Source organism: Thermogemmatispora sp. (genome assembly GCF_019683635.1).
In the GTDB taxonomy this organism is placed as follows: Bacteria; Chloroflexota; Ktedonobacteria; order Ktedonobacterales; family Ktedonobacteraceae; genus Thermogemmatispora.
In genome coordinates this window covers 1-3599 of the sequence record NZ_JADGIA010000313.1, presented here as the reverse complement: position 1 = coordinate 3599, position 3599 = coordinate 1, and the positions used below count along the sequence as shown (strand labels likewise).

The window sequence follows — 3599 nt, the reverse complement described above, 5'->3', positions numbered from 1 at the left end:
TCCCCTGCTTCGCTGCTCGAAGGAACGGACCGCGAAACGCTGCTCAATTACTATTACCAGATGGTCCTTATTCGCTATTTTGAGGAGAAGGCCGGTGAGATGTACACCCGTGCGCGCATCGGCGGTTACTGTCACCTCAATCTTGGCGAAGAGGCCACTGTAGTCGGCTTCTGTGCCGGCCTGGAGCCCGACGACTACGTTTATACCAACTATCGCGAGCACGGCTATGCCATCTGCCGCGGCATCTCGCCCGCTGTTGTCATGGCTGAGCTGTTCGGCAAAAAGACCGGCTGCTCCCTTGGTCGTGGGGGATCGATGCACCTCTTTGACATTAAGCGGCGCTTCATGGGTGGTTATGGCATTGTAGGCGGGCAGTTGCCGCTGGCAGTGGGGGCGGCCTTTGCGCTGGCCTATCGGGGCGCGCGCGAGATTGTGGCCTGCCAGATGGGCGATGGTACCACCAATGGTGGCCCTTTCCACGAATCGCTCAACCTGGCCAAGCTCTATCGTCTGCCGGTGGTCTTCCTCATCGTGAACAATCAGTACGGCATGGGGACGCGTGTCGATCAAGGCTCGGCGGTTCCCGATCTTTATCGCAAGGCGTGTGCTTATGATATGCGCAGCGAGCGCGTCGATGGTACCGATGTTCTGGCTGTCTTAGAGGCCGTGCGCACGGCGGCTCGCATTGCACGTGAGGAGCGTGAGCCGAGCCTGATCGAGGCGGTCAGTTATCGCTTCCGCGGTCACTCGGTGGTTGATCCTGACCGCTATCGCCCCGAAGACGAAGTACGGCACTGGCGCGAGCGTGATCCCATTGTGCTCTACGCAACCCGGCTCAAAGAGGCGGGGCTGATGGATGAGGCGACGCGCCAGGAGCTAGAGACGCGGGCTCAGCAGGAGGTCGAGGAGGCGGTGCGCTTCGCCGAGGAGAGCGAGTTTCCTTCGGTCGAGGAACTCTACGACTTTGTCTATGCCGGTGAGGGAGGGCGCTGAGTATGGCCGAGATAACCTATCGCCAGGCGCTGCACGATACGCTGCGCGAGGAGCTGCTACGTGATGAGAATGTCTTTCTGATCGGCGAGGAGATCGGGCGTTTCGAGGGTTCTTACAAGATCACCGCCGGCCTCCTCCAGGAGTTTGGTCCGAAGCGTGTGGTTGATACGCCGATCTGTGAGAATGGCTTTGTGGGGCTGGCGATCGGGGCCGCCATGCTTGGTTTGCGCCCAATCGTGGAGATTATGACGATCAACTTCATTGCCCTCGCGATGGATGAGATCGTCAACCATGCGGCCAAGATCTATTATATGTTCGGCGGCCAGTGTCCAGTTCCTCTGGTGATCCGCACTCCGGGCGGTGGTGGTCAGCAGCTCTCGGCGACCCACTCGCAGAACTTGGAGGTCTGGTTTGCTCATGTTCCTGGCCTCAAGGTGGTCGCGCCCTCCACACCGGCGGATGCCCGGGGGTTGCTACGGACCGCTGTCCGTGATGACAACCCGGTGCTCTTCCTGGAGAATCTGGCGCTTTACAATACGCGTGGCGAGGTACCCGATGGGGATTACACGATCCCCTTTGGCAAGGCTCAGGTCATGAAAGAGGGTCATGATCTGACCATTATCAGCTACTCGCGGATGGCGGTGGTGGCTCTTGATGTTGCCCGGCGGCTGGAGCAGGAGCGCCAGCTCAGCGTCGAGGTGGTTGATGTGCGCTCTCTGCGTCCGCTTGACCATGAGACCATTGTCAATTCGGTCAAGAAGACCAACCGCGCTATCATTTTTGAGGAAGACTGGCGCTCTTATGGGGTTGGGGCCGAGCTGGCGGCCACTCTTCAGGAGGAGGCGTTTGATTATCTGGATGCGCCCATCCAGCGTGTTGCCGGGGCGGAGGTGCCGCTCCCCTATTCGAAGCCGCTAGAGCAGGCGGCTTTGCCCAGTGCGCGGCAGCTGGTGGAGGCGGTCGATCGCCTGGCCATTCGCAAGAGGAGGGTTGTCTATGCCTGAGGTGACTATGCCCCGGCTCAGCGATACGATGCAGGAGGGGACGATTGCTCGCTGGTTAAAGAAACCAGGCGATCGCGTTGAGCGAGGGGATGTGCTCGCTGAGATCGAGACCGATAAGGCGACGATGGAGCTGCAGGCTTACGAGAGCGGGGTCTTGGAAAAGATCCTGGTTCAGGAGGGGGAGAGTGCTCCGATTGGGCAGGTCATTGCGCTGATTGGGAGTGGAGCCACGGTTTCTGGCCAGGAGGAGACCAGCGTCGGGCGCCCGGCTTCCCAGACAACGACTGCTTCCTCTACGGCGGGTCGTACCACCGGTAGCGGCGGCTCTGGGGCAGAGGTCTCTCAGGAGGCATCATCGTCGCGTCAGCGAGCTACGGCGCCGGTTGAGGTGCCATCGTCGATTGCGCCTGTTGGTCAAGAGAATGGGGATCGCGTGATCAAAGCCTCGCCGTTAGCCCGTCGCCTGGCTGAGGAGCACAATATTGACCTGCGCCAGATCCGTGGCTCTGGCCCTGGTGGGCGTATCGTGCGCGATGATATCGAGGCTTTCCTTGAAAGCCGTCGGACGGCGACTGTGACTGCTCCGGCGGAGGCTGGGGTGGGAGCCGCCCCAGTACCTCCAGTCGCTGCGCCCGCTGCCGCCGCTGAGGTTGGGGCGGCTCCTGCTGAGGAGCTGGTGCCGCTCTCGCGTATGCAGGCGACTATCGCGCGGCGCCTGACTGAGTCGAAGCAGACGATCCCGCATTTCTATGTCAGTACTGAGATCGATATGACGGAGGCTCTGGCACTGCGCCGCCAGCTCAACGAGAGCGCTGGTGAGGGCGGCGTCAAAGTCTCGGTCAATGATCTGATTATTAAAGCCTGTGCTCTGGCTCTGGAGAAATTCCCCGAGGTCAACAGCTCCTATCGCGATGGACAGTTTGTGCGTCATCAGGCCATCAATATTGGTATCGCGGTGGATATTCCCAATGGCCTGGTGGTGCCGGTGGTCCGCGATGCCAATCTCAAAGGAGTGCGCACCATTGCGCGTGAGGCCCGCGCTTTGATTGAGAAGGCCCATGCTGGGAAGCTGACGCCAGCTGATCTTTCGGGTGGTACCTTCTCAATTTCCAATATGGGCATGCTTGATGTCAGCGAGTTCATCGCTGTGATCAATCCGCCCGAAGCGGCCATTATGGCGGTGGCCTCCGTGCGGCGTACCTTTGTGCCTATCAATGATCAGCCAGTGCTGCGCGATATGATGCATGTCACGGTCTCGGCAGACCATCGTATTCTCTATGGGGCGACGGTGGCGCGCTTCTTGCAGGAGGTCAAGCGTTTACTGCAGAATCCGTTTAGCCTGCTGGGCTAAGGCCGCGACAAGCCTCAGCGATAGATAGCACAGGTGGGCGCTCGCCCTATCTTGGCTTGGACGCTGCGAGGAGGCTCTTCTGATACCACCAGAAGAGCCTCCTTGTTTTGGCGATAGAAAGAGCACTGCCAGATTTTCTTCTCCAAGCTGCCTAATCCTTCCATTTTTTTGGAAACTTTTCCCTATTATTGACAGGAAACGAGGTCCGATATATAATATTTATACATGAGAGATCATAAAGAGGCAAACTT

3 protein-coding genes are annotated in these 3599 nt (G+C 59.2%); all 3 read left to right on the top strand.

Going from position 1 to position 3599, the window contains the following annotated elements:
* The first annotated feature begins 12 nt into the window (after positions 1-12).
* Genes pdhA through IRZ31_RS20630 form a run of 3 tightly spaced genes read left to right on the top strand, consistent with a single transcriptional unit; the run spans position 13 to position 3348 of the window.
* Entirely contained in the window at positions 13-993 is a 981-nt protein-coding gene (pdhA, locus tag IRZ31_RS20640) for a pyruvate dehydrogenase (acetyl-transferring) E1 component subunit alpha (protein WP_363325711.1), read from the top strand.
* Between the two features lie 2 nt (positions 994-995).
* Positions 996-1997, top strand: coding sequence for an alpha-ketoacid dehydrogenase subunit beta (locus IRZ31_RS20635; protein ID WP_297157448.1), 1002 nt, complete (start codon positions 996-998; stop codon positions 1995-1997).
* A complete protein-coding gene (locus tag IRZ31_RS20630; protein ID WP_297157445.1) occupies positions 1990-3348 on the top strand; it encodes a pyruvate dehydrogenase complex dihydrolipoamide acetyltransferase in 1359 nt (452 codons plus the stop codon). The genes IRZ31_RS20635 and IRZ31_RS20630 overlap by 8 nt, the downstream gene beginning before the upstream one ends.
* Positions 3349-3599 lie beyond the last annotated feature (251 nt).

Excerpts from the sequence above, each read along its gene's own strand:
- IRZ31_RS20635 (WP_297157448.1), top strand. The coding sequence starts at position 996 with ATGGCCGAGATAACCTATCGCCAGGCGCTGCACGATACGCTGCGCGAG.
- IRZ31_RS20630 (WP_297157445.1), top strand. The coding sequence starts at position 1,990 with ATGCCTGAGGTGACTATGCCCCGGCTCAGCGATACGATGCAGGAGGGG.